Below are 24,930 nucleotides of genomic sequence, written 5' to 3'. Positions count from 1 at the left end.
ACTCTCCCTGGGCTTGAAATCTGCTGGCTCGACTCCTGCCGACCGATATATCTGGATGAATATAACAAGGGAAGGCCGCCTCCTGCGAAAGCGTATGTTCGGCATCGATTGTTCTGGTTTGGACGTGCACCGAAACCCGGAAAGGAACTCCGATGAAGATCAGCGCCCGCAACATCCTCAAGGGAACGATCGTCGAGATCGTCAAAGCACCTCGCCTGTCCGCGGTGATGTCGCCGGCTCCGTCGTCACGCTTCGATCACCAACGAGGCCGTTGCCGATCTCAAGCTCGAAAAAGGCAAGCAGCCTATGCCATGATCAAGGCAACCGACGTCATGGTCGACATCGATTGAGGGTCGGAATTGATTGACGGTGGACGGATCAGACCGCGATCGGCGCCTTGATCGACGCGTCGGCAAAATAGTTTTCCAGCCGGAAATCCTCGAAGCGGAAGGCGAACAGGTCCTTCACCTCCGGATTGATCCACAGCGTCGGCAGCGCCTTGGGCGTGCGACGCAATTGCTCGCGCGCCTGCTCGAAATGGTTGGAATAGAGATGCGCATCGCCCAGCGTATGGACGAACTCGCCGGGCTTTAGCCCGGTCACCTGCGCCACCATCAGGGTCAGCAGCGCGTAGGAAGCGATGTTGAAGGGTACCCCGAGAAAAATGTCGGCCGAGCGCTGGTAGAGCTGGCAGGACAGCTTGCCGTCCGAGACGTAGAACTGGAACAGGCAGTGGCAGGGCGGCAGCGCCATCGCCTCCACTTCGGCCGGGTTCCACGCCGAAACGATCAGCCGGCGTGAATTCGGATTCCTGCGTATCTCCTTCAGAACATTGGCAATCTGGTCGATCGACCCGCCATGGCCATCCGGCGAGGAGCGCCACTGCTTGCCATAGACCGGGCCGAGATCGCCATTCTCGTCGGCCCATTCGTCCCAGATCGAAACGCCATGATCTCTAAGGTATTTGATGTTGGTGTCGCCGGCCAGGAACCACAGGAGTTCATGGATGATCGACTTCAGATGCAGCTTCTTGGTGGTGGTGACGGGAAAGCCGCGCGACAGGTCGAAGCGCATCTGGTACCCGAACACCCCACGCGTGCCGGTGCCCGTGCGGTCGCCACGGTCGGCGCCATTGTCCAGCACATGCTGCAAAAGGTCGAGATACTGGCGCATCGGCTTCGCCTCGATTCGGGGTTACCGCCATCATAACCGACTGGCCGCCGGCCGAACACAGCAAAAGGACCAGAACGCGGCTTGCCCCATCACTCTTCAAGGGTTAGCGTTGCCCCTCACCTGCCTGCCGGCATCCTCTCCCCGTATAGGGACGGGGAGAGGGGCGCTGTGATCAGCGGTTTCGCCAATCACAAGCGTTCGAGAGAGAGAGCCAAGGCTGCGGTCAGCCCTTTCTCCCCGTCACTATACGGGGAGAAATGCCCGGCAGGGCAATGAGGGGCGGTGCTGACCTCCGGTGAGGAGCAAAATCAAACGCGCGCTCTGCCTATCGGCAATAATCTCTACAAAGAGCCGAGCTTGCCCAGATCCTTGGCGACCAGATAGTAGAAAGTCACGCGGCTCTTGGAGCTGTCGGCGGCCAACGCCTTGCAGGTCTTCTCGATCGCTGAGTCGGCTTTCGCCCCGTCGGTCACGCCAAGTTTCTTGGCAACCCAGTTGGTCTTGACGCGCTCCAATTCCTTGGGGTCGGTGCAGGATACCAGCGAGGAATCGCGGTTGCGCAGCGCGATGCCCAGATGTTTCACAATCTTGGCAACCACATCGGCATTTGCGGCGGCGTCGTATTTCTTCACGTCTGCGAGATAATCGGCCATCAAATTTCCCCATGTCGGCGCCACGGGATCCGATCGATGAGGGCTGTGGCGCGCTGCCGCAACTTGTGCGCTCGGTCGATACTCCTCACCATCGCAAAGCTTCGGTTGAGACCGCCCGCGAGTCAACCCTCGGCGCCGCAGTTTGGTGCGGCCAAGAAGTGTCATTGCGGCCTTTCATTTTGTGCGCCCGCCCCCTATATTCGTTTTGTCGGCTTGACCGACTATGGCGATAAATGGGCGATGTAATAAGCCGTTCGGACCCGGGGGCGGTACCCGGCGCCTCCACCAAGAACCGTTCTGTGATCAGAGCGGCTGTTGCTGGGGGCGAAATAGGATCGACGAAGGTGTAAAGATCGTACTTTTGCCCGGCATGGTACCACCGTCATCGGGCTAAACCTGTAGTTGCAAATGACAACTATGCGGAAGCACGTCTCGCCGCGTAAGCGGTGCGATAGCTTCAAATCAAGCCCTAGAGGTTCGCACTTCTAGGCGGGGTTCGGAGGTACCTGGCAACAGAAACCTCCACTTCTCCCCTCCTCGATATCGTACGCTCAATGCCGGCTGCCGCTGGCCGGATTTCGCATGACGATGGGCCGCGAAGCCTACACCAAATTGAGCCATGAGCTGGTGCAATTTGCCGCTGGCGTCGGTCGAAGGCCGTGGTTCTGGCCGGGGCCGGATTACCCCAGACGTGAAAAAGGCCGGGATGACCCGGCCTTTCCGGTCGATTGCGGTCAGCTTACTCGGCCGGCGCTTCAACGGCTTCGCGCGAGCGGCCAAGCGTCAGTTTGGCCAGCGTGAACGAGATCACCGCGCAGAGCGTGATGCCGGCCACCATGGGCAGCGGGGTGCCGTCGAAGAAGATGCCGGCGACGCCCATCGCCAGCGCACCGATGGCGAAGTGCAGGGTGCCCATCAGCGCCGAGGCCGTGCCGGCGATCTCGCCATGCTCTTCCATGGCCAGCACCGACGTCGTCGGGATGACCAGGCCGAGGAAGCCGTAGCCGACGAACAGCAGTGCCGCCATCACATCGAGCCGGTCGACGCCGGTCGCCATGACTGCGAACAGCACCACCATCGTCGTGGCATAGCCGGTCACCGCCACCCAGACGACGCGCTTCAGCCCGAAGCGCTCCGACAGCAGTCCCGTCAGCTGCGACATGCCGATGAAGGCGACCGCATTGATCGAGAAGAACACGCTGTAGACGGAAGGCGACAGCCCGTAATGGTCGATCAGAATGAAGGACGAACTCGAGAGGTAGACGAAGAAGCTGGCGATGCCGAAGCCGGCGATCGCCACCAGGCCGAGGAAATTGCGGTCACCCATGAGGAAGCGATAGCCGGCGAGTGCGGTTCCGAAGGAGGAACCGACGCGTTCTTCCGCCGGCCGCGTCTCCTTCAGCGAGGTCGCCAGCAGAATGGTGGCCAGCAGGGCCGCGCCCGTCACCGTCCAGAATACGGCGCGCCAGCCGAAATTCTCGATGATCTGGCTGCCGGTCAGCGGCGCCAGGATCGGCGACACCGAAAACACCAGCATCAGCAGCGACATCAGCTTGGCGGCTTCGGTGCCGGTGTGCAGGTCGCGCACGATGGCGCGCGGCACCGCCATGCCGGCGCTGGCGCCCAGTCCCTGCAGAAAGCGGAAGGCGATCAGCCATTCGATGGTCGGGCTCATGGCCGAACCGATACCGCCGACCATGAACAGCGCAAGGCCGCCGTAAAGCGGCAGCTTGCGGCCGACCATGTCGGAGATCGGTCCGACGACGATCTGGCCGAAGCCCATCGACAGGAAGAAGATCAAAAGGCTCATCTGAACGGCGGCGGTGCCGGCATGCAGATCCTCGCCGATCGAAGGCAACGCCGGCAGATACATGTCGATGGCGAAGGGGCCGATAGCGGACAACAGGCCGAGCACGACCGCGATGCGGAGGAATTTGGGACTCATGATAAATTCTTTCAAGTCTGGTTGGCGCCGCCAACGCGACGACTAACCCTAGGACGTTCCATCCCGTTGAAATCCGACGGCTCAGAGCGAGATTATTCGTCTCTACGGAGCGAATTCCCATTTATTGTGTCCACAAATTTAGACAGCCTTGTCTAATTCGTCAATCACCTCTATATAGATTTCTATGAAGCTTGCCGTTTCTCCTGACATTTTCCCGCCACGCGGCCACGAGGCCAAGCGTATGTCGATCATCGATGCGGCGGCTTCGGTCTTCTGCCGGGAAGGCTTTGCCGGCGCCAATATCGACCTGATCGCGGTGGAGGCCGGCGTGTCGCGCCAGACCATCTACAATCACCACCGCGACAAGGAAAAGCTCTTCATGGCTGTGGTGCGCGATCTGACGGAGCGCTGCAATGCCGGCATCTTCGCCACCTTCGCCTCTTTCCCAGACCAGCCGAAGGATCTGGAAGCCGACCTGATCGGCTTTGCCGTGCGCATGAATCAGAACTGCATCTGCAACCGCGACGGACGCTTCCTGCGCAAGCTGATCCAGACCGAAGGCGAGCGCTATCCCGAGCTCTTCGCAGAATGGCGCGACCAAGGGCCGGGCCGGACCTGGCCCGCACTTGCCGCCCGTTTTGCCCGCCTCGCCCATGCCGGCCATCTCGCGGTCGACGATCCCGATGTCGCCGCACGCCAGTTCCTGGCGCTAGCCAACGCCGAACTGCAGACCACCTTCATGCTGGGCGGCATGCCGTCGGAAGACGAAGTGTTGCAATCCGCCACCCACGGCGTGCGCACATTCCTGCGCGCCTTCGGCAAGCGCAGATCAGCGGCAGCGGTGGAAAAACAGCTGGCCAGCGCCTGAACGTCAAAGCCGGCGATCAAATCGTCCGTTACGGGCTTCGCTTCGGCGCATCAGCGATCTATATCCGGTTTACGCCGCGCTCAAGCTTGATTACAGCTATGCGGACGATTCAACGGAACCCGACCAGCACATGGCCGACGACCACATCCGCTACGACATTCTGGCCCAGGAGGCATTGCGCGGCGTGATGCGCAAGGTCCTGGCCGAAGTCGCGCGCACCGGCCTTCCCGGCAATCATCATTTCTTCATCACATTCCTGACCGGCGCGCCGGGCGTGCGGGTGTCCTCCAGGTTGCGCGAGCGCTATCCCGAACAGATGACCATCGTCATCCAGTTCCAGTATTGGGACCTCAAGGTGACCGATACCGGCTTCGAGGTCGGGCTGTCCTTCTCCGACGTGCCGGAGAAGCTGGAAATCCCGTTCTCGGCCGTACGCGGCTTCTACGACCCATCGGTCAATTTCGAACTCGAATTCGACGTCAAGACCGACGTCCCGGCGGAAGACGATGCAGCCGCCCAGCCGGCTCCCGAGCCCTTGCCTATCGTCTCCGAGAAAAAGCCGAAGGCCGAGAAGAAGGCAGCTGCCACTGAGGCGGAGAAAAAGCCCGCCGTGGCCGATGCCGGCAAGGGCGCCGACGTCGTGTCGCTCGACGCCTTCCGCAAGAAGTAGCGGGACGGACGGCGCGACATGGGCGAAATCGTCAACCTTCGCCAGGTCCGCAAGCAGAAGGCGCGCACCGAAAAGGAAAAGCTCGCCGGCGAGAACCGCGCTCTGCACGGCCGTTCCAAAGCCGAAAGAACTCGTGACCGGCTGACATTGGACAAGGCCGAAAAATTCGTCGCCGGCCACCGCCGCGAACGCCCGGAAGACCAGGGCGATTGATGGACCGCCTGCGGTGAGCCCGGTCGAAAAACGCTCCGTGACCATCCGCGGCCATCGCACCAGCTATTCCCTCGAAAAACCCTTTTATGACGATCTCGTCGCCATCGCCGCCGCGCGCAAGCTGACCCTTGCTGCCCTGGTCGCGGAGATCGACGAGACAAGACCGCGAGATGCGAACCTGTCCTCGGCGCTCAGGCTTCATGTGCTGGACTGGGCCAAGCGCGGCGCGGTCTGAATGGTTCTTAATTGCCCAGCGACTTCAGCAGATTGTCGACGGAGAACGGATTTGTCCTGGGCTTCGGCGGCGCCGGGGCCGAACCGTCATTGACGCCGGGAAGTGAGCGGTCGACCTTCGGCGCCTGCTCCTGAGCCTTGCGCTCGGCCTCCAGCCTGGCTTTTTCCTGCGAAGCGATCCGAGCCTGTTCGGCCTTCTTCCGTTCGTCCTCGGCCTTGGCGGCGTCTTCGGCAGCCTGCTCTTCGGCCTGGGCTTTCGCTTTCGCATCGGCATTGGCCTTTGCTTCGGCATCCGCCTTGGCCTTCGCATCCGCTTCGGCCTGTGCCTTCGCATCGGCCTGTGCCTTCGCCTTGGCGTCGGCCTCGGCTTTGAGCCGTGCCGCTTCCTCCTGCTTGCGCAATTCCTCGGCGGCCTTGTCGCGCTCGGTCTGCAGGGCGGCGTAGTAGCGCACCTCGCGCCGCAGCCGCTGCTTCTCGAGCAGTGCGGCCTGCATCGCCTCGACCCGCTGCTGCTCCTTTTCCAGCGCGCGCTGGGTCAAAAATTGCGCCAGCGGCTCGCTGTCGAACTGCTTCTTCAGCGCCCCGAACGGCCCATCGACGCTGAAATTGACCGTCGGATCGGAGCCGATCAGCGCCTCGTCGCCAGGCTTGTAGGTGACAGCGCCCTTGGTGGCGACGGTGCCGTTGTTGAGGTCGGCCGTGATGTCGGCAGAAAGCGTCGCCGCCTGGTTTTCGAATTTGATCGGTGGTGCCCGCAACGTGCCGCCGGCGACCGTGAAGGCGATGTCGGCATCGCCGGCAGCAAAGCTGCCGTCGCCAGCGATCTCAGGTGCAAAGCCCGCGGTCTTGGCCACGTCGATGTCGCGCCCGATCGCATCGGCCTTGGCAATCAACGCGCCGAAGGCATCGGGATTGACGCCGGCAATGGTGAGGCCTTTCAGCGCCGCCGTGCCCGAGCCGGAGAGTGCGGCAATCATCGCGTCGACCGATTTGCCGCTGGTCGACAGCCCTGTCGAGAAATCGCCGTTGCCACTCAATCCGGCAGCCGGCAGCACAGTCGCCAGGTCAGCGCCGGCAAGCCTCATCTGGCCGGAGAACAGCCCCGTGCCGTCTGTGTTCTTCAACTCGAACAATCCGGTGAGCGCGCCGCCGAGCAGTTTTGCCTTCAGGTCCGAAACGCGGATGCCTTCCTGGTCCAGTTTCAACGACAGCGACGCATCATAGGCTGTCGCCAGCGGTCCGGCGGCAAGCGTCGCCGTCGTCAGGTCGAGATCGGCGCTGAACGGCAGGCTGGATTTCTGGCTGAATGGCGCCGTCGGCCAGTTCGCGTTGCTGCTGAGGAACGACTGGTCACCGAACAGCGCAACCGCAATCGGGTCGAGGTCCAGTTCGTCGAGCGCCAGCGCACCGGCAAAATGCGGCAGCCCCTGCTTCGCATCGATGTTGACGTCGCCCGAAATCTCCGACTCGTTGATGGATCCGCTGAGACCGCTCAACACCAGCAGGCCATTGCCGAAATCGGCATCCGCGCTGAGCGAGGTCGAGGTGCCCGTTCCCATGCCCGGCAGGCCGGCGCCGGTCGTCATCAGCCAGGGCTCGATGTCGGAGGCGTCGAGGCCGATCTTGCCCTTGGCGGTGGCGCCTTGCGGTGTCTGAGCAACGGTGCCGTCGAACGTCGCCCTGAAGTCGTCGGCGGCGAAATTGAAGCTCGTCGCCAGGCCGCCGCCAAACGTGCCTTTGGCCGAAATATCGGTGCTTGCCTGGCCGAGCATGCCGAGCGGCAGCGCCGGCAGGCCGTAGAGCGCCAGCAGCACGGTGGCGTCGGGATTTTTGGCGTTGAAGGTCAGCGTCACCGGCGCGTCGAGCAACTGGCCGACGGCACCCTTGCCCGACAGCGACGCCGAAAAGGCCGAACCGCCGGCCTTGCCTTGTCCGCTCACCGCCAGCCCGGTCGTGCCGTCGCCATTGTCGGCGGCGCTCGCCACCAGATCGACGCGCGCGTCCTGGAACAGTTCAGGATAGGCGGCCGTGCGGCCAGCCAGCCCCTTCAGCACCTGATTGTCGGGATAATGTTGCGCGGCAATGTCGATCAGCGGCTTCAGATCGACGGCGACCACCGAGGCATCGAGCTTGCCGGTCGGGCTTGCCGGAAAATCCTTGATCCGGCCGGTGGCGCTGATCGAGGCGCCGGCAAGGCCGCCAATCGACAGCCGGTCGATTTCGAGCAGCCCGTCGCGGAGCCGGAGCGCTGTGTCGACCGTGTCGGCGGTGAGCCCGCCGGCATTGACCGGCCCTGCCTTGATCTGAAAATCGAGGTCACGGTCGGAAAAGCGGTTGGCGCCCTTGTCGCTGACGAAGATCGAGGCGAAGGCCGTCAGCCCGTCGACATCGAGTTCGCCGCCCGCGAGCCGCATCAGCACCGAGGACTTGGCGGCGTCGGGCTGGTTGGAATCGATGCGGCCGGTGAACTTCGACTTGCCGAGGATCAGTTCGAGATCGCTGAACGCCTGGCGCTTCTCCGACAGGTCCACCTTGGCCTTGAAGCCGGCGGCCGGCAGCCGGCGGATCGCCTCGTCGACATCTTTCGACAACCAGGCAGCAAAGCCGGAAGGCTGCGCCACCGCCAGCAGCATGGAGCCGCTGAAACGGAAATGATCTTCGACGCTGAGCATGCCGCTGGCTTCCAGCGTCGTGCGCCCGGGCAAGGTCGCGGCCAGCGATTTCACCGACCAGCCGCCCTCGACCGGCTCGGCCGAGAGATGCACGTCGCGCACCGTGGTGTCGCCGGCCACCACCGCCGGCAGCTTGACCTCGACAGTGCCGGGGATGCTCGGCTTCGGCAGTTCGAGCAGCGCCTGCTCGATCCCGGCAATGCGCTGGTCCAGCGTCAGGCCGGCGCCCTTCTCAGCGCCCACCGCCTCGTCCAGTTGCACCTGCGCGCCATTGGCCTCGATGGCGAAGTTCGGCCTAAGGCCGAGATCGACCGAAGCCTTGCCGTCGGCTGTGTAGGGATTGTCGAGCGGCCCGGTCTCGAAGCGGAATTCGTCGACGCCAAGCTTCTGGTGGTCGAGCGAGAACTTGCCGTTCAGCCTGAACCCCGGATCGGGTTTGCCGGCGCTGATTTTGACGCTCTCGCCATCGCCGCCGCGCAGTTCGGCGCTGTTTTTGTCGTTGCCGGAAATCTTGAACTGGCCGGAATAGACGGCAGCCCCATTGACGATGCCGGCATTGCCGTCGGTTTCGATGACCAGTGGATAGGCATCGGGATCGACCTTGAGCCTCAGCCGCATCTGGCCGCTGCCTTCGGCCTTGCCGGTCGAAGCCGCAACCGTCGAACGCAGTCCGTCGAGCAGCAACGTTCCGTCCATGCGCCACGGCCCGGCCAGCGACTTGGCAGAGATGGTCGAATTGATCTCGGAAATCAGATGGCTGCGCCCGCCTGCGGCATGGCGGAGCGCAATTTCTCCCTCCGTCACCGTGAGCTTCTCGATCGAGATCTGGTTGAGATCGAAGGGCGAGGACGGCCGTATCGCCCAGTCGACCGTGCCGTTATCGGCGATGTCGATCGTCGCCTTCGGATGCACCAGCCGCATGTCGAAAATCAGCACTTCGCCACGCAGGAACGGCGCCAGTTCCGCGTCCATCGAAAAGGTCTCGACGGTCATTGCCGGCTGGCCGCCGGGGCCGCCGGCGACCGTGACGTTTGAGAAGGTCACCGAGGGGAACGGCAACAGCCGCGCCGTGGCGTCGCCTTGCACCGTCACCTTGCGGCCGAGAATGGCGCTCGCCTCGCGCTCGAATTGGGCGCGGTACCCGGTCCAATCGACAAAATACGGCACCACCAGCGCCGCTACCAGCACCAGCACAAACAAGCCACCGAAGATCACGAACAGGCGTGCGAGCATCAGCTCCGAACGGGTTGATTGAAAGTCAGCCGCACTCTACCCGCATCAGCGTGTCGATAAAGAGGCAATTCATCCAGAGTTGCTTGATCTCTGATGTATCTGGAAGAGCAGAGATTTTTGGACGCCTTTGACCGCGGTCCGGCCTGTGCGTAAGAGACTATCCTGCCATGGCCCGTCGGTGATATTCGTTCAGCAGCACCACCATCTCCTCGGGGGACAATGTCCAGCCCTGGGGTAATGCGGCTTCGGCGCCCAGGCTTTTGGTCACGCTGCCCATGACGGAGCTTTTCTTGACCCCCGGTGCGAAATTGTACCCGATCATATCGCCTATCCTGCGCCGGCGATGGACGACGAAGAAGCTTTCGATATCCTTCCAGGGGACCAGCTTGGGCGATCGAACAAGGCCTCCGCCGAGACTGAAACCTTGTCCGTTCAGCACCAGAATCTGCGGCCGCACAAGCTGCCAGGCAAACACCAACGCGACCAGCCCGAAAAAGGCCACGCACCACCAAAGGCCGGCGGTGTCGCCGTCCTCGGAGACATAAATCAGGAAAGCGCAGGCCAGGACAAAGAAGAGGCTGGCCGACAGCAGTAACAGTGTCTTGCCAAGCGATGCCCTTATAATCAGAGTATCCATTGCCGCTCCTCACATTTCGGCTATGCAGGTAATATCTTGCCTGGGTTCATGATGTCTTGCGGGTCGAGCGCTTTTTTTATGGAGCGCATGATGTCGACAGCATGGCCGAGCTCATGGCGCAGGAAGCCGATCTTGCCCTGGCCGATGCCGTGTTCGCCGGTGCAGGTGCCGTCCATGGCGATCGCCCGCATGTTCAGCCGCGAGACGAATTTCTCCGCTAGCGCGATCTCTTTGGGGTCGTTGACATCCATCAGCACCAGCACATGGAAATTGCCGTCGCCGGCATGGCCGACGATCGGCGCAACCAGGCCCATCTCGGCAATGTCGGCCTCGGTTTCGGCAACGCATTCGGCCAGCCGCGAGATCGGCACGCAGACATCGGTCGACAGGCCCTTGGTGCCCGGCCGCAGCGTCAGCGACGCCCAATAAGCATCGTGCCTGGCCTTCCAGAGTTTCGTGCGCTCCTCGGCGACGCTCGTCCACAGGAATGGCCCGCCGCCATTGTCTTCAGCAATGGCACCGAAGGTTTCGGCCTGTTCGGCGACACCGGCATCGCTGCCGTGGAACTCGACGAACAGGCACGGGCTCTCGGGGTAATCGAGCTTCGAGTAATTCTTCATCGCCCGCATCTGCAGTCCATTCACCAGTTCGATGCGCGCCACCGGAATGCCCATCTGGAAGGTCGCGATGACCGCGTTGCAGGCCGCCTCGAGGTTTGGAAACGGGCAGACGCCGCCGGAGATCGCCTGCGGAATGCCTTGCAGCTTCAAGGTCAGCGAGGTGATGATGCCGAGCGTGCCTTCCGAGCCGACCAGAAGCCGCGTCAGATCGTAGCCGGCCGAACTCTTTTTCGCCCGCTTGCCGGTCGTCACCGTCTCGCCATCGGCCATGACGGCCGTCAGCGACAGCACGTTTTCACGCATCGTGCCGTAGCGCACCGCATTGGTGCCGGAGGCCCGCGTTGCCGCCATGCCGCCGAGCGAAGCATTGGCGCCGGGATCGATGGGGAAGAACAGGCCGGTATCGCGCAGGTGCCGATTCAAATCCTCGCGCGTTACGCCAGGCTCGACCGTGCAGTCGAGATCCTCGGGGTTGACCGACAGGATGCGGTTCATGCGCGAGGTGTCGACCGAGATGCCGCCACCCGGCGCGTTGGTGTGGCCCTCCAGCGAGGAACCGACGCCGAAGGCGATGACCGGCACGCGGTGCGCGGCGCAGGCACGTACGATCTCTTGCACCTCTTCTGTCGTCTCCGGGAGCGCGACACCGTCAGGCGCCTGCGTCGGAATATAGGTGGTGGTGTGCGCATGCTGCGAGCGGATCGCCGCGCCGGTCTGGAAGCGTTCGCCGAACTGCTGCTTGAGGATGCCGAGCACCGCCGCAATGCCTTCCTCGTTGCGTTCGACCGGATTGAGGTCGCTCAGAGCCATGAATTCCTCCGCGAATGGACCAGCGTCCATGCTTGTTATGCGATTATGGATGCACATGACGCAATTCCAGGAAAAGTGTGAAGCGGTTTTCCGTCCGGGATTGCGTCAAAACAAAAACTAAAGCGGTTCACCGTTTCCGCGAGACGGTGAACCGCTCTAGTCTCAGCGGCCACGCCCTGTCCAGCACCTGAACTCGGTCCAGCACCAGAACAAGGAAGTTTCCATGCCCATCCCTGCCCCCTTCGTTTCCAAACCGATGGACATCGAGAAGGACTGGATCGACTACAACGGCCATCTCAACATGGCCTATTACAACGTGTTGTTCGACCGCTGCTCGGATGAGGCGTTCGAGGCGATGGGCATGGGGCTGGACTATGTCAAAGAGCGGCGCCTGACCATCTACACGGCCGAAGTCCATGTTTGCTATGTCCAGGAACTGCACCTCGAACACAAGGTCGTCGTATCCTTCCAGCTGATCGATCACGACGACAAGCGGCTGCGGGCCTACCAGGAAATCCGCCATGTCGATGGCTGGCTCGCCGCCACTTCCGAAACCCTGTCGCTGCATGTCGACATGTCCGGGCCGAAAGTCGCGCCCTTCCCCGCCGACGTGCAGGCCAAGGTGGAAGCGATGCGCGCCGCCCACTCTGCACTGCCGATGCCCGAACGCGCCGGCCGTTCGATCGGTATTCGCCGCAGGACCGCTTGAAGCGCTGCTGCGCCCGCGTTAACCTTACCAAGGTTTTAACGTGAACAAGCCATTTGAGCCATTGAACGACTCAGCGGACCGTTTGAGAACGGTGCCATGCGAGTTGCGATGCGGGCGGCGGGCAACAGGCGGTTCGAGGAACGTGCATGAAAACCGACATCAAGGTCGAGGTGGACAGGCTGGCTGCCGATCCGCGCATCACCGACTATGATTTCTGGCGCTCGTTGAAGAACGTCAACAACGAGATCTTCCACATCGCCAACAACAACGAGCCTATCCCCTTCGACATGATCCGCTGGCGCGCCATCCTGAAGCAGGCGCGCATGAAGCGTGGCCACGCCTGACGTTTCCCCTGCTCTGAGAAAGCCGCCACCGGCGAGCGCCGCCACGGACCATTGCGACCTGATCATTTCTATAGGTCGGCGCCAGCCCTGCTTTCAGCGAATCGACTACATCCGACAACCTTCAAAAACCGTTCATTTCGACAGTTTGCGCAACCGGCGATTCGGTTTCGCAAACGGCTGCCTGCGACAAGAAGATCAAGATTGAACCAATTCCACGTCTAAGCCGTTGTGACCCCTGAAAAACGGCTTGGAGTGAAAGCATGGACTGGAAAAGGACCAGGGAACCGGCCGACGCATGGCACATGACGGACAATCTGCATGCCGAGCACGGCAAGGGCGATCCGTTCGCGGCCGCCATCCGCGCCACCCGCATGTCGATGGTCATCACCGATCCCCGTCAGGCGGACAATCCGATCGTCTTTGCCAATGACGCGTTCCTGCGCCTGACCGGCTACGAGCGCGACGAGGTCATGGGCAAGAACTGCCGCTTCCTGCAGGGGCCAGAGACAGACAAGGCAGCTGTGGCTAGCGTGCGCGACGCGATAGCAGCGGGAACCGATATCGCCATCGATCTGTTGAACTACCGTAAGGACGGCTCGACATTCTGGAATGCGCTCTACATCAGCCCGGTTTCCAACGACAAAGGCGAACTCCTGTTCTTCTTTGCCTCACAGCTCGATGTCTCCGATCGCAAGCGCTCCGAGGATCGCATCACCGCCGACAAGAACCGCTTTGAAAAGGCTGTCAAGGAACGCACGCGCGAGCTTGAGGCCGCCCTTGAGGCGCAGACCACGCTGCTGCACGAGGTCGACCATCGGGTGAAAAACAACCTGCAGATGATCTCCTCGCTGATCATCATGCAAAGCCGGGCAATCAAGGATGAAGCGACAAAGCGATCGCTGACCACCATGCTGGAGCGCATCGAGGCGCTGAGCACGGTGCATCGCCGTCTCTACCAGTCAAAGGATGTCAGCCGCTTCGATGTCTCAGATTTCGCCAGGGATCTGGTCACCGACCTGCTGACCGCATCCGGACGCGCCGAGATCAAGCCGACGCTGGACCTCGAACCCATCGTCATTCCGGCCGAAAAAGCCACGCCTGTTGCCTTGATGGTCAATGAGCTTGTCACCAACGCGCTGAAGCATGCCTTCAAGGAAAAGCCGGACGGCACCACCGCGGGGCGCATCGGCATCAAGATGAGCCAGCCCGACGGCCACTTCAACATCGAGGTTTCCGATGACGGCGTCGGCATGGCCGAGGCCAGTGGCGATGCTTCTTTCGGCATGCGGCTGATCAAGTCGCTTGCCCGTCAGTTGCATGCCGACATCGAATGGCGCGACGCCGGCCCGGGCACAAAGGTCGTCATCTCGATGCCGAACGAACCGCAGCAGAAAGGGAAGCTGTCATGAACGAACCGCTCAAGGTCCTGATCGTCGAGGATGAGGCGTTGCTGGCGATGGAACTGGAAAGCCTCGTCGAGGAAGCCGGCCACAGCGTTGTGGGTTGGGCGACATCGTTGGCCGAAGCAAGAGGTATGATTGATACCGCCGATGCCGATATTGCCTTTGTCGATATCCACCTCGCCGACGGACCAACCGGGGTCGAGGTTGCCGAGCATATCCGCGAGGGTAACCGTTCCATGGTGGTGTTCATGACCGCCAATCCAAAACGCATCCCCGACCATTTCGCCGGCGCGATCGGCGTCATCGCCAAGCCCTACACGATGAACGGACTGGTGTCGGCGTTGCGCTATCTGCAGGAGGGCGTGCGGCGCCCGCCCCCGGTCTCGGTGCTGCCGGCCGGTTTTACGCTGTCGCCGGCCTATGAAAGCGTATGGGCGTCGTCGGCGGCCTGAAGCTTACACCAGCTTCTCCTTGAGGAAAGCGATCGTCCGTCCCCAGGCGAGATCGGCTGCCTTCTTGTCATAGCGCGCGGCCGAGGTGTCGTTGTTGAAGGCATGGTTGACGCCGTCATAGACATAGACGGTGTATTCGACATGGGCGGCGTCGAGCGCCTTCTTGTAGGCATCGATGCCGGCGTCGATGCGCTCGTCTAGGCCGGCATAGTGCAGCAACAGCGCCGCCCTGATCTTCGCCACATACTCGGCCTTCGGCTGCATGCCGTAGTAGGCGACGCCGGCGGCGAGATCGGGCGCGTTGACCGCCAGATTGTTGACCGTGCCGCCGCCCCAGCAGAAGCCGACAGCACCGACCTTGCCGTTGCCGTCCTTCTCGCCCTTGAGATAGGCGATGGTCGCCACACCATCGGCGGTGACCTGGCTGGCGTCGAACTTGGTGAACATGTCGCGCGCCTTGTCCTCGTCGGCGGGCGTGCCGCCGAGCGGCGACAGGAAATCCGGCGCCAGCGCCACGAACCCCTCCAGCGCAACGCGCCGCGCCACATCCTTGATATGCGGGTTGAGCCCCCTGTTCTCATGCACCACGATGACGGTGCCGAGCTTGCCGGACTGGTCCGCCGGCCTGACCAGATAGCCCTGCATCTCACCGCTGCTGCCGGAATAGGTGATATCTTCAGCCTTCACGCGCGGATCGTTGTCGGCGACGATTGCCGCCTGCGCCGAATTCGCCGCAAGCAGCGGCGCGATCGCGGCCGCCGCCGCGCCCGATCCGGGAAGCCTGGTCAGCTGTTCCATGAAGCGGCGGCGGTCGAGCGTCAGATGCGTGTATTCGTCATAGGCATCGATCATCGCCTGGGTGATGGCAGGTTTGGCAGGTTTGACGGCTTCGGCGGTGGGTTTCGTCATGGCGTGCTCCTCGTTAGGAGATGATCTCACGGTCACTCCGGGATGACCTCATGGTCACTCCGGGATGACCTCGCGGTCACTCCGGGATGACTCGCGGATCAAGATAGGGTGCAAGCTCGCACGGTCCAGTCTCGGATGGGTGACGCTTGCGCCATCGAACGATGCGGCGGCCCCGCGGAACGCGCCCATCACATTTTGGTCATTTCAGAGAATGTCGATGGTGCCGCCACAATATGGAAGGAAGCTGATGATGGTCTCGCTCGTAGCGGCGAGCCCGACGAGAAGGAACAACGCCATGACCTTGTCTACTCCGATCCTTGCAAGCGCGCTCGTGCTTGCTGTTGCTGCCTTGCTGGCAATGCGCTCCGCTGCTGCCGCAGCCGCCGCTCGGATGGTGAATGTCCGCGTCGACCGGCGTCGGCCGTCACCACGCTGATCCAGCAGGCCGAAACAGGGCCGCAGCTAACCAATGAAGTACTGGGCTCCGTGCCCAGCCTCAAAGGCCATCTCTTACGCAAGCTGACCAAGGCTGCTGCTGCCCCTCATCGCCCTGCCGGGCACTTCTCCCCGTATAGTGACGGGGAGAAGGATGCCGTCATCGATGATTTCGCCAATCGCCAGCGTTGCAGGAAAGGGCGCCAACGCTGAAGCTGCCCCTTCTCCCCGTCACTATACGGGGAGAAGATGCCGGCAGGCAGATGAGGGGCGGCGCGACATTGCCAGAATATCTGCCGGGCCGATCACCTACCTAAGTCGCATCGCTGCTACTTCGGCAGCGTATAGGCCATCACATAGTCGCCCGGCTTGGTGCCGACCGAGCCGTGGCCGCCGGCGACGATGACCAAGAACTGGCGGCCGTCGGCGACGGTGTAGGTCATCGGCGTCGACTGCCCACCGGCCGGCAGCCTGGCCTGCCAGAGCTGCTTGCCCGATGTCAGGTCATAGGCGCGCAGATAGTCGTCGACCGCCGCGCCCAGGAAGACGACGCCGCCGGCGGTGATCATCGGCCCGCCAATGCCGGGAACACCGACCTTCAGCGGCAAGGGCAACGGCGTCATGTCATAGACGGTGCCGTTGCGGTGCTTGTAGGCGATCTTGCCGGTTCTGAGGTCCGCTCCCGCCACATAGCCCCATGGCGGCGCCTGGCAGGGCACGCCGAGCGGCGACAGGAACGGCCCCATCACCACCGCATAGGGTGCGCCCTCATTGCGGTTCAGCCCCTGCTCGCTGCCGCGCCCCTCATCCGGGGGCGGCACCTGGTCGCGCGGAATGAGCTGCGATTTGAACGCCAGATAGGTCGGCATGCCGAACATCACCTGCCGCACCGGATCGACGGCGACGCCGCCCCAGTTGAAGGTGCCGAAATTACCGGGATAGACCAGCGAGCCCTGCACCGATGGCGGGGTATAGCGGCCCTCGTAGCGCAGACCCTGGAATTCGATCCGGCAGGCCAGCTGGTCGAACATGGTGATGCCCCACATGTCGGCGCCGGTCAGCGGCCTCGGATTGAAGGAGAGATCCGAGACCGGCTGCGTCGGCGACGTGTGATCGCCCTCGACAGCGCCGCCCGGCGCCGGCACTTCCTTGATCGGGATGATCGGCTCGCCGCTGCGCCGGTCGAGCACGTAGAGGTCGCCCTGCTTGGTCGGTCCAACCAGGCCCGGAACGACGCCGGCAGCGGTGGTGATGTCGACCAGGGTCGGCTGTGCCGGCACATCCATGTCCCAGAGGTCGTGATGCACGGTCTGCCGCACCCAGCGCACTTGTCCGGTGGCCAGATCGAGCGCGGTGATCGAGGAGGAAAACTTCTCGACATTGGCGCTGCGGCCCATCCCGAGCTGGTCCGGCGTCTGGTTGCCGAGCGGCACATAGAGCAGGCCGAGCTTCTCGTCGGCGCTTGCCGTCGACCACATGTTGGGCGAGTTGTGGGTGTAGGTCTGGCCTGCCGCCAGCGGCGTTGTCTGGTCCGGATTGCCGGAATCCCAGTTCCACACCAGGGCGCCGGTGTCGACGTCGAAGGCCCGGATGACGCCGGACGGCTCTTGCGTCGAATAATTGTCGTTGACCGCGCCGCCGATGATGATCTTGCCGCCGGCAATCAGCGGCGCCGAGGTCGAGTAATAATAGCCCGACTTCGGATACGGCATGTTGGTCAACAGATTGAGCGTGCCGGCCTCTGCGAAGGACGGGCAGACCTGGCCGTTGGCGGCGTCGAGCGCGATCAGCCGCGCATCCGAGGTCGGCAGATAGACGCGCGTCGCGCAAGGCTGGCCGGCGGCGATCTTGGCATCGGCATAATAGGACACGCCGCGGCAGGTCTGGTGCTGGCGGTCCTTGTCGAGCTTGATCTTGGGATCGAAACGCCATTTCTCCTTGCCGGTGGCGGCATCGATGGCGATGGCGAAATTGTGCGGCGTGCAGATATAGAGCGAGTCGCCCACCTTCAGCGGCGTCACCTGGTAGGTGGTTTCGCCGACATCGTCCGGCCCTTTCACGTCGCCGGTCTGGTAGGTCCAGGCCGGCTGCAATTTGGCGACATTGTCGGGCGTGATCTGGTCGAGCGGCGAATAGCGCTGGCCAAATTGCGTACGGCCGTAGAAATGCCATTCGCCCGGAGGCACATTGCCGCCGAGATCGGCAGTCGGCGTCACCTTGTCGGCGCTGAGGTCGCCGGCGATGTCCTTGGGATCGGCCGTCATCGAATAACCGGCGACGGCGAGCGAAGCCAGCACGGCCAGAATGAGCGGCGCGCGCGCGTCGGGGCCGGTCAGGCCCCGTCTTGCCCATGGCGTCAGCAGCCACAGCGCCAGAAGCACGATGATGCCGCCGCGCGGTCCGAGTTCCCACCAGTCGAAGCCGATTTCCCACACCGCCCAGGCCAGCGTGCCGAGCACGATCGCCGCGTAGAGCCAGAGCGCCGTCGATTTGCGCCGGAAGAGCAGCCATGCGGCGATCAGGAAGGCGAGACCGGTGATGACATAGTACCAGCTGCCGCCCAGCATCACGAGCCAGACGCCGCCGCCGCCAAGTGCGAGGCCGATGAGGAACAGGATGAGGGAGGTGATGACGACAGCCAAGACGATACTCCTTCGACTGATGCGCATTCCGCGACGCGGCCGTGGGCAAAGGTATGCCAATCCTGCCCCCGGCGGTACAACCTTCTCCCGACCGCCGTGCCTGTCAAGCCGCCGGGGAGCGATCCATGGCGAAACCAAAAGGCCATGCCGCAGGCTCTCTTGCGTAACAGCGCGTTTTTCGAGGCCACACGCCAAGGTGGCAATCCCGCCTTGCCGGCATCCGGGTTTTCCAGCAGTCTGCTTTCGACCAATCATCAGGAGCAACCAGAGTGATGTCATTCGCCTCGCCTCTGACGCGAGTAGTCCTTGTCCTCTGTAGCTTCGTCGCGCTCACGGCCGGCACAGTGGCCGCGCCGGCACAGACGCTTAGCGAGATCAATAAGGCAAACGGCTTTCACGAGATGCTGATGGGCATCGGTCCCGGCATCGCCGCAGCCACGAAATCCATACCCGAACCGTTACCGGCAAATTTCCAGGACGCCTTGTCGGTCGCGCTGGAAGGCGCCTTCGACGCAGTCAAAATGGAGACTGCCATCGAATCGCGGATGGCGGACAGGCTGTCGGCCACCGATCTGTCCGACCTCGCAGCGTTTTACGCTTCCCCGTTGGGCAAGCACGTCACCGCTTTGGAAATCCAGTCGTCTGGCCCGGAAGGCAGGCAAAGCAAGAAGACAGAGGGCAAGCAAATCCTCGCCGAGCTTCCGACCAAGGATCCAGCCCGGCTCGAATTGTACCGCAAGATCATCGACGATATCAGCGCTGTCGACACCGGCGAGGCGATAGCGCTGAACATGAGCTACGCGATGGTTACGGGGATGCTGGGCGCAGCCGGAAAGCCTCTGTCGGACGAACAGATCATGGTGCTGGTGCGTCAGCAATCCGTGAAAATTCGCCAGAACATCGAACAGAATGCCATGCAGGGTAGCGCTTATACGTACCGGGATCTCCCGCTCGGCGATCTCAGACTGTACTCGACATTCCTGGCGTCACCCGCGGGCAGCCGCTATTACGACCAGATGCTGACGGCCTTTGGCATGGTGATGACAGAGGAAGCGCGCTCGTTCGGACATCGATTGTTCGTCGCGCTCGGTTACCGAAAGGCCTGAGCCGCAGTATCGGGCACTTTAGCAGAACAAAACGTAGACACTTCTGGTCTTTCGCTCCCGAATCACTACATTCGGGGGAGATGTCCGGCTTTGCGGAAGACATGCCCTTTTTTGACGAACCCAATGCGCGGCCCGCGGCCCCGTCGGGCATAGCCGCGCGCGCCATGGCGGCCCGCAGCGGCCCCAACAGCGCGCCCGATTATCTCAACGGCCTCAACCCCGAGCAGCGGCTGGCGGTGGAAACCACCGAAGGCCCGGTCCTGGTGCTGGCCGGCGCCGGCACCGGCAAGACCCGCGTGCTGACCACCCGCATCGCCCATATCCTGGCCACCGGCAGGGCTTTCCCCTCGCAGATCCTGGCGGTGACCTTCACCAACAAGGCCGCGCGCGAGATGAAGCAGCGCATCGGCCATCTCGTCGGCGAAGCCGTCGAGGGCATGCCGTGGCTCGGCACCTTCCACTCCATCGGCGTCAAGCTCTTGCGCCGCCACGCCGAGCTGGCCGGGCTCAAATCCGATTTCACCATCCTCGACACCGACGACGTCGTACGGCTGATCAAGCAGCTGATCCAGGCCGAAGGCCTCGACGACAAGCGCTGGCCGGCCAAGCAGTTCGCGCAGATGATCGACGGCTGGAAGAACAAGGGCCAAGGCCCCGCCGACATTGCCGAGGGCGACGCGCGCAGCTTCGCCAACGGCAAGGGCCGGGAACTCTACAAGGCCTATCAGGAGCGGCTGAAGACGCTGAACGCCTGCGACTTCGGCGATCTGCTCTGCCACCCGATCCGCATCTTCCGCGCCAATCCGGACGTGCTGAAGGACTACCACAAGCGCTTCAAATACATCCTCGTCGACGAGTACCAGGACACCAACACCGCGCAATACATGTGGCTGCGGCTGCTGGCGCAAAGACCTACCTCCCCCTCGATGGGGGAGGTCGCGCCCCCGTTAGGGGCGGGGGGGGGGCGGGCCCCCCGGGGCCCGGGGCCCCCCCCCCCCCCCCCCGCCCGCGCCCCCCCCCCCACCCCGGGGGGGGGGGCCGGCCCCCCCCCCGCCCCCGCCGGGGGGGGGCCGCCCGGCAGCGCCGGCGCCAGTCACCCCTCCCCCCCGCTTCGCGGCGACCCTCCCCATCCAGGGGAGGGTAAAGTGCGATCGGCCGAAGGCCGCAAGCCCGACCAGGCGTCCGAGCCGTTGCGAGGCGACTCCCGCGACGCCGAAGGCGCGCAAAAAAGAGGGGGCGGAGGGCCTGAGCCGGCAGGCGCGGAACGGCCCGTGAGCGAAAACAAAGTCAACATTTGCTGCGTCGGCGACGACGACCAATCGATCTATGGCTGGCGTGGCGCCGAGGTCGACAACATCCTGCGCTTCGACAAGGATTTCCCGGGCGCCACCATCATCCGGCTGGAACGCAACTACCGCTCGACGGCGCACATCCTCGGCACCGCCTCGCACCTCATCGCCCACAATGAGGGTCGCTTCGGCAAGACGCTGTTCACCGAGAAGGTCGCCGAGGACGACGAGAAGGTGCATGTTCACGCCGCTTGGGATTCCGAGGAGGAAGCCCGCGCCGTCGGCGAAACCATCGAGACCTACCAGCGTGCCAAGCACAAGCTGAACGACATGGCCATCCTGGTCCGCGCCTCCTTCCAGATGCGCGAATTCGAAGACCGCTTCGTCACGCTCGGCCTCAATTACCGCGTCATCGGCGGCCCGCGTTTTTATGAGCGCATGGAAATCCGCGATGCGCTGGCCTTCTTCCGCGTCGTCGCGCAGGGCGCCGACGACCTCGCCTTCGAGCGCATCGTCAATGTCCCCAAGCGCGGCCTGGGTGAAGCCACCATCCGCCAGATCCACGACACGGCGCGGAGCTTGCGCATCCCGATGCTGGAGGCAGCCGCCAAGCTTGCGGAAAGCGACGAGCTGAAGCCGAAACCGCGCGCGGCCTTGCGCGAAGTGGCGGCCAATTTCGAGCGCTGGCAGAAGGCGCTGGAAACCACGCCGCACACCGAGCTCGCCGAGACCATTCTGGAGGAGAGCGGCTACACCGACATGTGGAAGAACGACCGTTCGGTCGAGGCGCCGGGCCGGCTGGAAAACTTGAAAGAGCTGATCCGCTCGATGGAGGAGTACGAATCGCTGCGCTCCTTCCTCGAGCATGTCGCGCTGGTCATGGACGCCGAGCAGAATGCCGAGTTGGATGCCGTCAACATCATGACCCTGCATTCGGCCAAGGGCCTCGAATTCGAGACGGTTTTTCTCCCCGGCTGGGAGGAAGGCCTGTTCCCGCATCAGCGCGCGCTGGACGAAGGCGGCCGCTCCGGCCTGGAGGAAGAGCGCCGTCTCGCCTATGTCGGCCTGACCCGGGCCAAGAAGAACCTGCATCTGTGGTTCGTCTCCAACCGCCGCATCCACGGCCTGTGGCAGTCGACCATCCCGTCGCGCTTTCTGGACGAACTGCCGGAAGCCCATGTCGAGGTCGCCGAAAGCGGCAACTCCTATGGCGGCTACGGCAATTCCTATGGCGGCGGTTCGTTCGCGTCGGGCCGTGGCGGCCAGGGCGCAGGGCGGCAGAACCCCTACGGCGCCTCGCGCTTCGACAATGTCGGCGCGGAAAAATCCGGCGCCTTCTCCAACACCTATGCGACGCCCGGCTGGCAGCGCGCGCAGGCCAACCGCACCGAGGCGACCGACCGCAACTGGGGCTCGCGCTCCGGCCACCAGGTCGAGCGCATCGGCTATGGCGAGACCGACTCCGGCTACGGCGCCGGCCGAACCAGCGTCAAAGGCCGCACCATTGACGGCGAACTGGTCGCCAAATCCGTCGCCGACACGCCGTCGCCCTTCAGCGTCGGCGACCGCGTCTTCCACCAGAAATTCGGCAACGGCAACATCTCCAACATCGAAGGCAACAAGCTGACCATCGACTTCGACAAGGCCGGCCAGAAACGCGTGCTGGACGGGTTTGTGGCGGCGGTGTGAGCGCCCGCTTGTCCTGTTGTCCTACAAGCGACCACATTGTTGTAGTCTGGCGGAGCCCTCCCCGCCTCGTCATCCACGGGCGGAGCAAGGAGCGTAGCGACGCAGCGTAGACCCGAGGATCCATCCCGCGTCTTCAACGCGTTGCCACGGTGCGGAATCCTGCGCAGCTGCACGCCAAGGTCGCGGAATGGATTCCAGGGTCTACGCGACGGAGCTTCGCTCCTGCTCCGCCTTAGAATGACGAAGCGACGGGCGTCTGCCCAGTCGTCGGGGCATGCGGTCCGCAACATGAGCGTCCCCGTCAATTTAGCCCGCCCCTCACCTGTACCGCGCCTGGTTCCACTTGTGCCCCAGCAGCGACAGGATGATGATCAGCCCGTTGAAGAACTGGACGTAGAAGCCGCTCAGGCCCGCCGCCACGACGCCGGTCTGGATGAACGACACGGTGACCGCGCCGATCGCTCCACCGGCAACCGTACCGATGCCGCCCCAGGTCGGCGTGCCGCCGACGAACACCGAAGCCAGCACCGGCAAGAGATAGCCGTCGCCCGCGGTCGGCCACCAGGTGAAGTTGATCATCACCGAAAACGTGCCGGCGATCGCGGCCCCGATGCCGGTGAAGATGAACACTTTCACCCGCACACGCTTGACGTCGATGCCCATTTGCCGGGCGCTGTCGGGGTTGTCGCCGACGACCCTCACCTGCGCGCCGAAGCGGTGCCGGTTGTAGAGCATTGCCGAAAAAATGACGAAGGCGAGTGCCCATAAGACCTGTACCGGAAAACCCCACACCTGACCGGAGAAGATGGTGTACGCCCAGCTGTCGCTGAGACCGGTCAATGCCGTCGATCTGCCCTCGTTGATGATCTGGATCAGTCCCCGCAGCAGGAAATTCATGCCGAGGGTGGCGATCAGCGACGACAGCCCCCCATAAACGACCAGGGATCCGACGAGAAAGCCGAGCAGCGTGCCGGTGAGAATCGCCGCTGCGATGCCGAGAAACGGATCGTAGCCGGCCTGCACCACCAGCGCGAACACCCAGGAGGCAAAGCCCATGGTTGCGGGAAACGACAGGTCGATCTCGCCGCAGGTGACGACGAAGACCAGCGGCACCACCACGAACAGGGCAACCGGCAGCGTGGTCAGCACGGATCTGTAGAGATACCAGGTGGTGAACACGGTCGGGTTGGCGATCAGGAACGCCGCCATCATGATGATGAACACGGCGAGCGTGCCGAGCGCTGCGCGGTTGTCGATGACGAAACCGCGCAGCCAATGGTCGGACGGGTGCTTCCACTCAGGCCGGGCCGCCTTGCCGCCGAGCGGGCTCTGCAGATCGGGTTCCATGGTCTTGCTCATCGTGCTGCCCTCTCCGCGTCGCCGGCCTCGTGCAGCCCCGGCAATCCTCCGGGATGCGCAACGTCTTCCATGAAATTGATCAGCTCTTCGGCCGACTTGACCTCGGTGCGATCGGCGGTCAGCGCCACCTTGCCGCGGTCAATCACCACGAAGCGGTCGGCGATGTCGAAGACATGGTGGATGTTGTGGCCGATGAACAGGATCGAACGGCCGCTCGCCCGCACCTGGCGCACGAAATGGAAGACCTTGGCGGTCTCGGTCAGCGACAGCGCCGTCGTCGGCTCGTCAAGGATGATCAGCTCGGCCTGCTTGTAGATGGCGCGCGCGATCGCCACGCCCTGGCGCTCGCCGCCCGAGAGCTGGCCGACGATCGAGTGCGGCGTGAACACCTTCGAGGTGAAGCCGATCTCGCGCATCAGCCGGCTCGCCTCCTCTATCTCTTTATTGACCTTCAGAAAGCCCATGAAGCCGGTGAGTTCGCGGCCCATGAAGATGTTGCGCACAATGGTCTGCTGCACGGCCAGCGCCCGATCCTGGAAGACCGTCTCGATGCCGGCGTCGCGCGAGCGTGCCGCACTCCAGCCGGTCACCGGCTTGCCGCGCACCAGGATCTCGCCGCTGGTCGGCTTGACGACGCCGGACAGGATCTTGATCAGCGTCGATTTGCCGGCGCCATTGTCGCCGATCAGGCCAACCACCTCGCCGCGGTCGACCGAGAGATTGACCCCGCCCAGCGCATAGACCTGGCCATAGGATTTGCTGATGTCGCGCAGTTCGATGATGCGTTCGGCCATGGCGATCCTCGCTCCTGTGGTATCATCCCGGCCTGGTGCCGGCGGTCCTGCCGGCCGGGCTTGCGCCCAGC

Annotated in this window: 21 protein-coding genes, 1 other RNA gene and 1 pseudogene; 13 read left to right on the top strand and 10 right to left on the bottom strand. The window is 63.3% G+C overall.

Annotation, left to right across the window (positions count from 1 at the left end; genetic code table 11):
• Positions 1–152 precede the first annotated feature (152 nt).
• A pseudogene (locus NKJ75_RS12370) lies at positions 153–350 on the top strand (TOBE domain-containing protein).
• 28 nt (positions 351–378) lie between these two features.
• Here NKJ75_RS12370 and NKJ75_RS12365 read toward each other — a convergent pair.
• Complete coding sequence (locus NKJ75_RS12365) at positions 379–1,173, bottom strand: thymidylate synthase (protein WP_352499732.1); 795 nt, start codon at positions 1,171–1,173, stop codon at positions 379–381.
• Between the two features lie 341 nt (positions 1,174–1,514).
• The gene (locus NKJ75_RS12360; protein ID WP_023668323.1) at positions 1,515–1,826 is read right to left on the bottom strand and encodes a DUF2853 family protein; all 312 of its coding nucleotides are present in this window, start codon (positions 1,824–1,826) and stop codon (positions 1,515–1,517) included.
• Between the two features lie 168 nt (positions 1,827–1,994).
• On the opposite strand from NKJ75_RS12360, the gene ssrA reads away from it, so the two are divergent.
• Positions 1,995–2,353, top strand: a transfer-messenger RNA (tmRNA) gene (gene ssrA, locus NKJ75_RS12355).
• 212 nt (positions 2,354–2,565) lie between these two features.
• Here the strand turns inward: ssrA and NKJ75_RS12350 are convergent.
• Complete coding sequence (locus tag NKJ75_RS12350) at positions 2,566–3,771, bottom strand: multidrug effflux MFS transporter (protein WP_023667417.1); 1,206 nt, start codon at positions 3,769–3,771, stop codon at positions 2,566–2,568.
• Between the two features lie 184 nt (positions 3,772–3,955).
• Between NKJ75_RS12350 and NKJ75_RS12345 the strand changes: the two genes are divergently transcribed.
• From NKJ75_RS12345 to NKJ75_RS12330, 4 genes are all read left to right on the top strand, one after another.
• Positions 3,956–4,639 (top strand): TetR/AcrR family transcriptional regulator, encoded by a 684-nt coding sequence (locus tag NKJ75_RS12345; protein ID WP_023668320.1) that lies wholly within the window; start codon positions 3,956–3,958, stop codon positions 4,637–4,639.
• A 130-nt stretch (positions 4,640–4,769) separates the two neighbouring features.
• Positions 4,770–5,309 carry an SspB family protein gene (locus NKJ75_RS12340; protein ID WP_023744627.1) on the top strand — a complete coding sequence of 180 codons (540 nt, stop codon included), beginning with the start codon at positions 4,770–4,772 and terminating at the stop codon, positions 5,307–5,309.
• A gap of 18 nt (positions 5,310–5,327) precedes the next feature.
• Complete coding sequence (locus NKJ75_RS12335) at positions 5,328–5,522, top strand: DUF4169 family protein (RefSeq protein WP_023699586.1); 195 nt, start codon at positions 5,328–5,330, stop codon at positions 5,520–5,522.
• Positions 5,523–5,535: 13 nt separating this feature from the next.
• Positions 5,536–5,757: a ribbon-helix-helix domain-containing protein gene (locus NKJ75_RS12330; RefSeq protein WP_023668319.1), complete on the top strand. Its 222-nt coding sequence runs from the start codon at positions 5,536–5,538 to the stop codon at positions 5,755–5,757.
• 7 nt (positions 5,758–5,764) lie between these two features.
• Here the strand turns inward: NKJ75_RS12330 and NKJ75_RS12325 are convergent, their stop codons facing one another.
• From NKJ75_RS12325 to NKJ75_RS12315, 3 genes are all read right to left on the bottom strand, one after another.
• Positions 5,765–9,661 (bottom strand): AsmA family protein, encoded by a 3,897-nt coding sequence (locus NKJ75_RS12325; RefSeq protein WP_352499731.1) that lies wholly within the window; start codon positions 9,659–9,661, stop codon positions 5,765–5,767.
• Between the two features lie 157 nt (positions 9,662–9,818).
• Complete coding sequence (locus tag NKJ75_RS12320; RefSeq protein WP_023833892.1) at positions 9,819–10,298, bottom strand: hypothetical protein; 480 nt, start codon at positions 10,296–10,298, stop codon at positions 9,819–9,821.
• A 20-nt stretch (positions 10,299–10,318) separates the two neighbouring features.
• Positions 10,319–11,728: an FAD-binding oxidoreductase gene (locus tag NKJ75_RS12315; RefSeq protein ID WP_352499730.1), complete on the bottom strand. Its 1,410-nt coding sequence runs from the start codon at positions 11,726–11,728 to the stop codon at positions 10,319–10,321.
• A gap of 223 nt (positions 11,729–11,951) precedes the next feature.
• Here NKJ75_RS12315 and NKJ75_RS12310 point away from each other — a divergent pair, with 223 nt between their 5' ends.
• The 4 genes from NKJ75_RS12310 (at position 11,952) to NKJ75_RS12295 (ending at position 14,636) form a co-directional block, all read left to right on the top strand.
• The gene (locus NKJ75_RS12310; protein WP_023712460.1) at positions 11,952–12,437 is read left to right on the top strand and encodes a thioesterase family protein; all 486 of its coding nucleotides are present in this window, start codon (positions 11,952–11,954) and stop codon (positions 12,435–12,437) included.
• A gap of 146 nt (positions 12,438–12,583) precedes the next feature.
• On the top strand, positions 12,584–12,781 hold the full coding sequence (locus NKJ75_RS12305) for a hypothetical protein (RefSeq protein ID WP_013531006.1): 198 nt from the start codon (positions 12,584–12,586) through the stop codon (positions 12,779–12,781).
• Positions 12,782–13,041: 260 nt separating this feature from the next.
• Positions 13,042–14,190, top strand: a complete 1,149-nt coding sequence (locus NKJ75_RS12300; protein ID WP_023668314.1) for a histidine kinase dimerization/phosphoacceptor domain -containing protein — start codon at positions 13,042–13,044, stop codon at positions 14,188–14,190.
• A complete protein-coding gene (locus tag NKJ75_RS12295; protein WP_023668313.1) occupies positions 14,187–14,636 on the top strand; it encodes a response regulator in 450 nt (149 codons plus the stop codon). The genes NKJ75_RS12300 and NKJ75_RS12295 overlap by 4 nt, the downstream gene beginning before the upstream one ends.
• A 3-nt stretch (positions 14,637–14,639) precedes the next feature.
• Here NKJ75_RS12295 and NKJ75_RS12290 read toward each other — a convergent pair whose 3' ends face one another.
• The gene (locus NKJ75_RS12290; protein ID WP_352499729.1) at positions 14,640–15,545 is read right to left on the bottom strand and encodes a dienelactone hydrolase family protein; all 906 of its coding nucleotides are present in this window, start codon (positions 15,543–15,545) and stop codon (positions 14,640–14,642) included.
• A 135-nt stretch (positions 15,546–15,680) separates the two neighbouring features.
• Here NKJ75_RS12290 and NKJ75_RS12285 point away from each other — a divergent pair, with 135 nt between their 5' ends.
• Positions 15,681–16,193 (top strand): hypothetical protein, encoded by a 513-nt coding sequence (locus NKJ75_RS12285; protein ID WP_155922556.1) that lies wholly within the window; start codon positions 15,681–15,683, stop codon positions 16,191–16,193.
• A 116-nt stretch (positions 16,194–16,309) separates the two neighbouring features.
• On the opposite strand, the gene NKJ75_RS12280 is transcribed toward NKJ75_RS12285, so the two are convergent.
• A complete protein-coding gene (locus tag NKJ75_RS12280; RefSeq protein WP_196814976.1) occupies positions 16,310–18,649 on the bottom strand; it encodes a glucose/quinate/shikimate family membrane-bound PQQ-dependent dehydrogenase in 2,340 nt (779 codons plus the stop codon).
• Positions 18,650–18,894: 245 nt separating this feature from the next.
• Here NKJ75_RS12280 and NKJ75_RS12275 point away from each other — a divergent pair, with 245 nt between their 5' ends.
• Positions 18,895–19,728 carry a DUF2059 domain-containing protein gene (locus tag NKJ75_RS12275; RefSeq protein ID WP_023833895.1) on the top strand — a complete coding sequence of 278 codons (834 nt, stop codon included), beginning with the start codon at positions 18,895–18,897 and terminating at the stop codon, positions 19,726–19,728.
• An 80-nt stretch (positions 19,729–19,808) separates the two neighbouring features.
• On the top strand, positions 19,809–22,706 hold the full coding sequence (locus NKJ75_RS32865; RefSeq protein ID WP_502903857.1) for an ATP-dependent helicase: 2,898 nt from the start codon (positions 19,809–19,811) through the stop codon (positions 22,704–22,706).
• Positions 22,707–23,024: 318 nt separating this feature from the next.
• Here NKJ75_RS32865 and NKJ75_RS12260 read toward each other — a convergent pair whose 3' ends face one another.
• Together NKJ75_RS12260 and NKJ75_RS12255 are read right to left on the bottom strand one after the other, a co-directional pair.
• The gene (locus NKJ75_RS12260; RefSeq protein ID WP_023833896.1) at positions 23,025–24,065 is read right to left on the bottom strand and encodes an ABC transporter permease; all 1,041 of its coding nucleotides are present in this window, start codon (positions 24,063–24,065) and stop codon (positions 23,025–23,027) included.
• Positions 24,062–24,859, bottom strand: coding sequence for an ATP-binding cassette domain-containing protein (locus NKJ75_RS12255; RefSeq protein ID WP_023668308.1), 798 nt, complete (start codon positions 24,857–24,859; stop codon positions 24,062–24,064). The genes NKJ75_RS12260 and NKJ75_RS12255 overlap by 4 nt, the downstream gene beginning before the upstream one ends.
• Positions 24,860–24,930 lie beyond the last annotated feature (71 nt).

This window comes from Mesorhizobium sp. M0058 (assembly GCF_040323095.1).
In the GTDB taxonomy this organism is placed as follows: Bacteria; Pseudomonadota; Alphaproteobacteria; order Rhizobiales; family Rhizobiaceae; genus Mesorhizobium.
This window is presented reverse-complemented; position numbering and strand designations above follow the sequence as displayed.

Bases quoted from the DNA above. Each gene is read 5' to 3' on its own strand.
- NKJ75_RS12365 (WP_352499732.1), bottom strand. From the start codon at position 1,173: ATGCGCCAGTATCTCGACCTTTTGCAGCATGTGCTGGACAATGGCGCC.
- NKJ75_RS12360 (WP_023668323.1), bottom strand. From the start codon at position 1,826: ATGGCCGATTATCTCGCAGACGTGAAGAAATACGACGCCGCCGCAAAT.
- NKJ75_RS12350 (WP_023667417.1), bottom strand. From the start codon at position 3,771: ATGAGTCCCAAATTCCTCCGCATCGCGGTCGTGCTCGGCCTGTTGTCC.
- NKJ75_RS12345 (WP_023668320.1), top strand. From the start codon at position 3,956: ATGAAGCTTGCCGTTTCTCCTGACATTTTCCCGCCACGCGGCCACGAG.
- NKJ75_RS12340 (WP_023744627.1), top strand. From the start codon at position 4,770: ATGGCCGACGACCACATCCGCTACGACATTCTGGCCCAGGAGGCATTG.
- NKJ75_RS12335 (WP_023699586.1), top strand. From the start codon at position 5,328: ATGGGCGAAATCGTCAACCTTCGCCAGGTCCGCAAGCAGAAGGCGCGC.
- NKJ75_RS12325 (WP_352499731.1), bottom strand. From the start codon at position 9,661: ATGCTCGCACGCCTGTTCGTGATCTTCGGTGGCTTGTTTGTGCTGGTG.
- NKJ75_RS12320 (WP_023833892.1), bottom strand. From the start codon at position 10,298: ATGGATACTCTGATTATAAGGGCATCGCTTGGCAAGACACTGTTACTG.
- NKJ75_RS12315 (WP_352499730.1), bottom strand. From the start codon at position 11,728: ATGGCTCTGAGCGACCTCAATCCGGTCGAACGCAACGAGGAAGGCATT.
- NKJ75_RS12310 (WP_023712460.1), top strand. From the start codon at position 11,952: ATGCCCATCCCTGCCCCCTTCGTTTCCAAACCGATGGACATCGAGAAG.
- NKJ75_RS12305 (WP_013531006.1), top strand. From the start codon at position 12,584: ATGAAAACCGACATCAAGGTCGAGGTGGACAGGCTGGCTGCCGATCCG.
- NKJ75_RS12300 (WP_023668314.1), top strand. From the start codon at position 13,042: ATGGACTGGAAAAGGACCAGGGAACCGGCCGACGCATGGCACATGACG.
- NKJ75_RS12295 (WP_023668313.1), top strand. From the start codon at position 14,187: ATGAACGAACCGCTCAAGGTCCTGATCGTCGAGGATGAGGCGTTGCTG.
- NKJ75_RS12290 (WP_352499729.1), bottom strand. From the start codon at position 15,545: ATGACGAAACCCACCGCCGAAGCCGTCAAACCTGCCAAACCTGCCATC.
- NKJ75_RS12285 (WP_155922556.1), top strand. From the start codon at position 15,681: ATGGGTGACGCTTGCGCCATCGAACGATGCGGCGGCCCCGCGGAACGC.
- NKJ75_RS12280 (WP_196814976.1), bottom strand. From the start codon at position 18,649: ATGCGCATCAGTCGAAGGAGTATCGTCTTGGCTGTCGTCATCACCTCC.
- NKJ75_RS12275 (WP_023833895.1), top strand. From the start codon at position 18,895: ATGTCATTCGCCTCGCCTCTGACGCGAGTAGTCCTTGTCCTCTGTAGC.
- NKJ75_RS32865 (WP_502903857.1), top strand. From the start codon at position 19,809: ATGTCCGGCTTTGCGGAAGACATGCCCTTTTTTGACGAACCCAATGCG.
- NKJ75_RS12260 (WP_023833896.1), bottom strand. From the start codon at position 24,065: ATGAGCAAGACCATGGAACCCGATCTGCAGAGCCCGCTCGGCGGCAAG.
- NKJ75_RS12255 (WP_023668308.1), bottom strand. From the start codon at position 24,859: ATGGCCGAACGCATCATCGAACTGCGCGACATCAGCAAATCCTATGGC.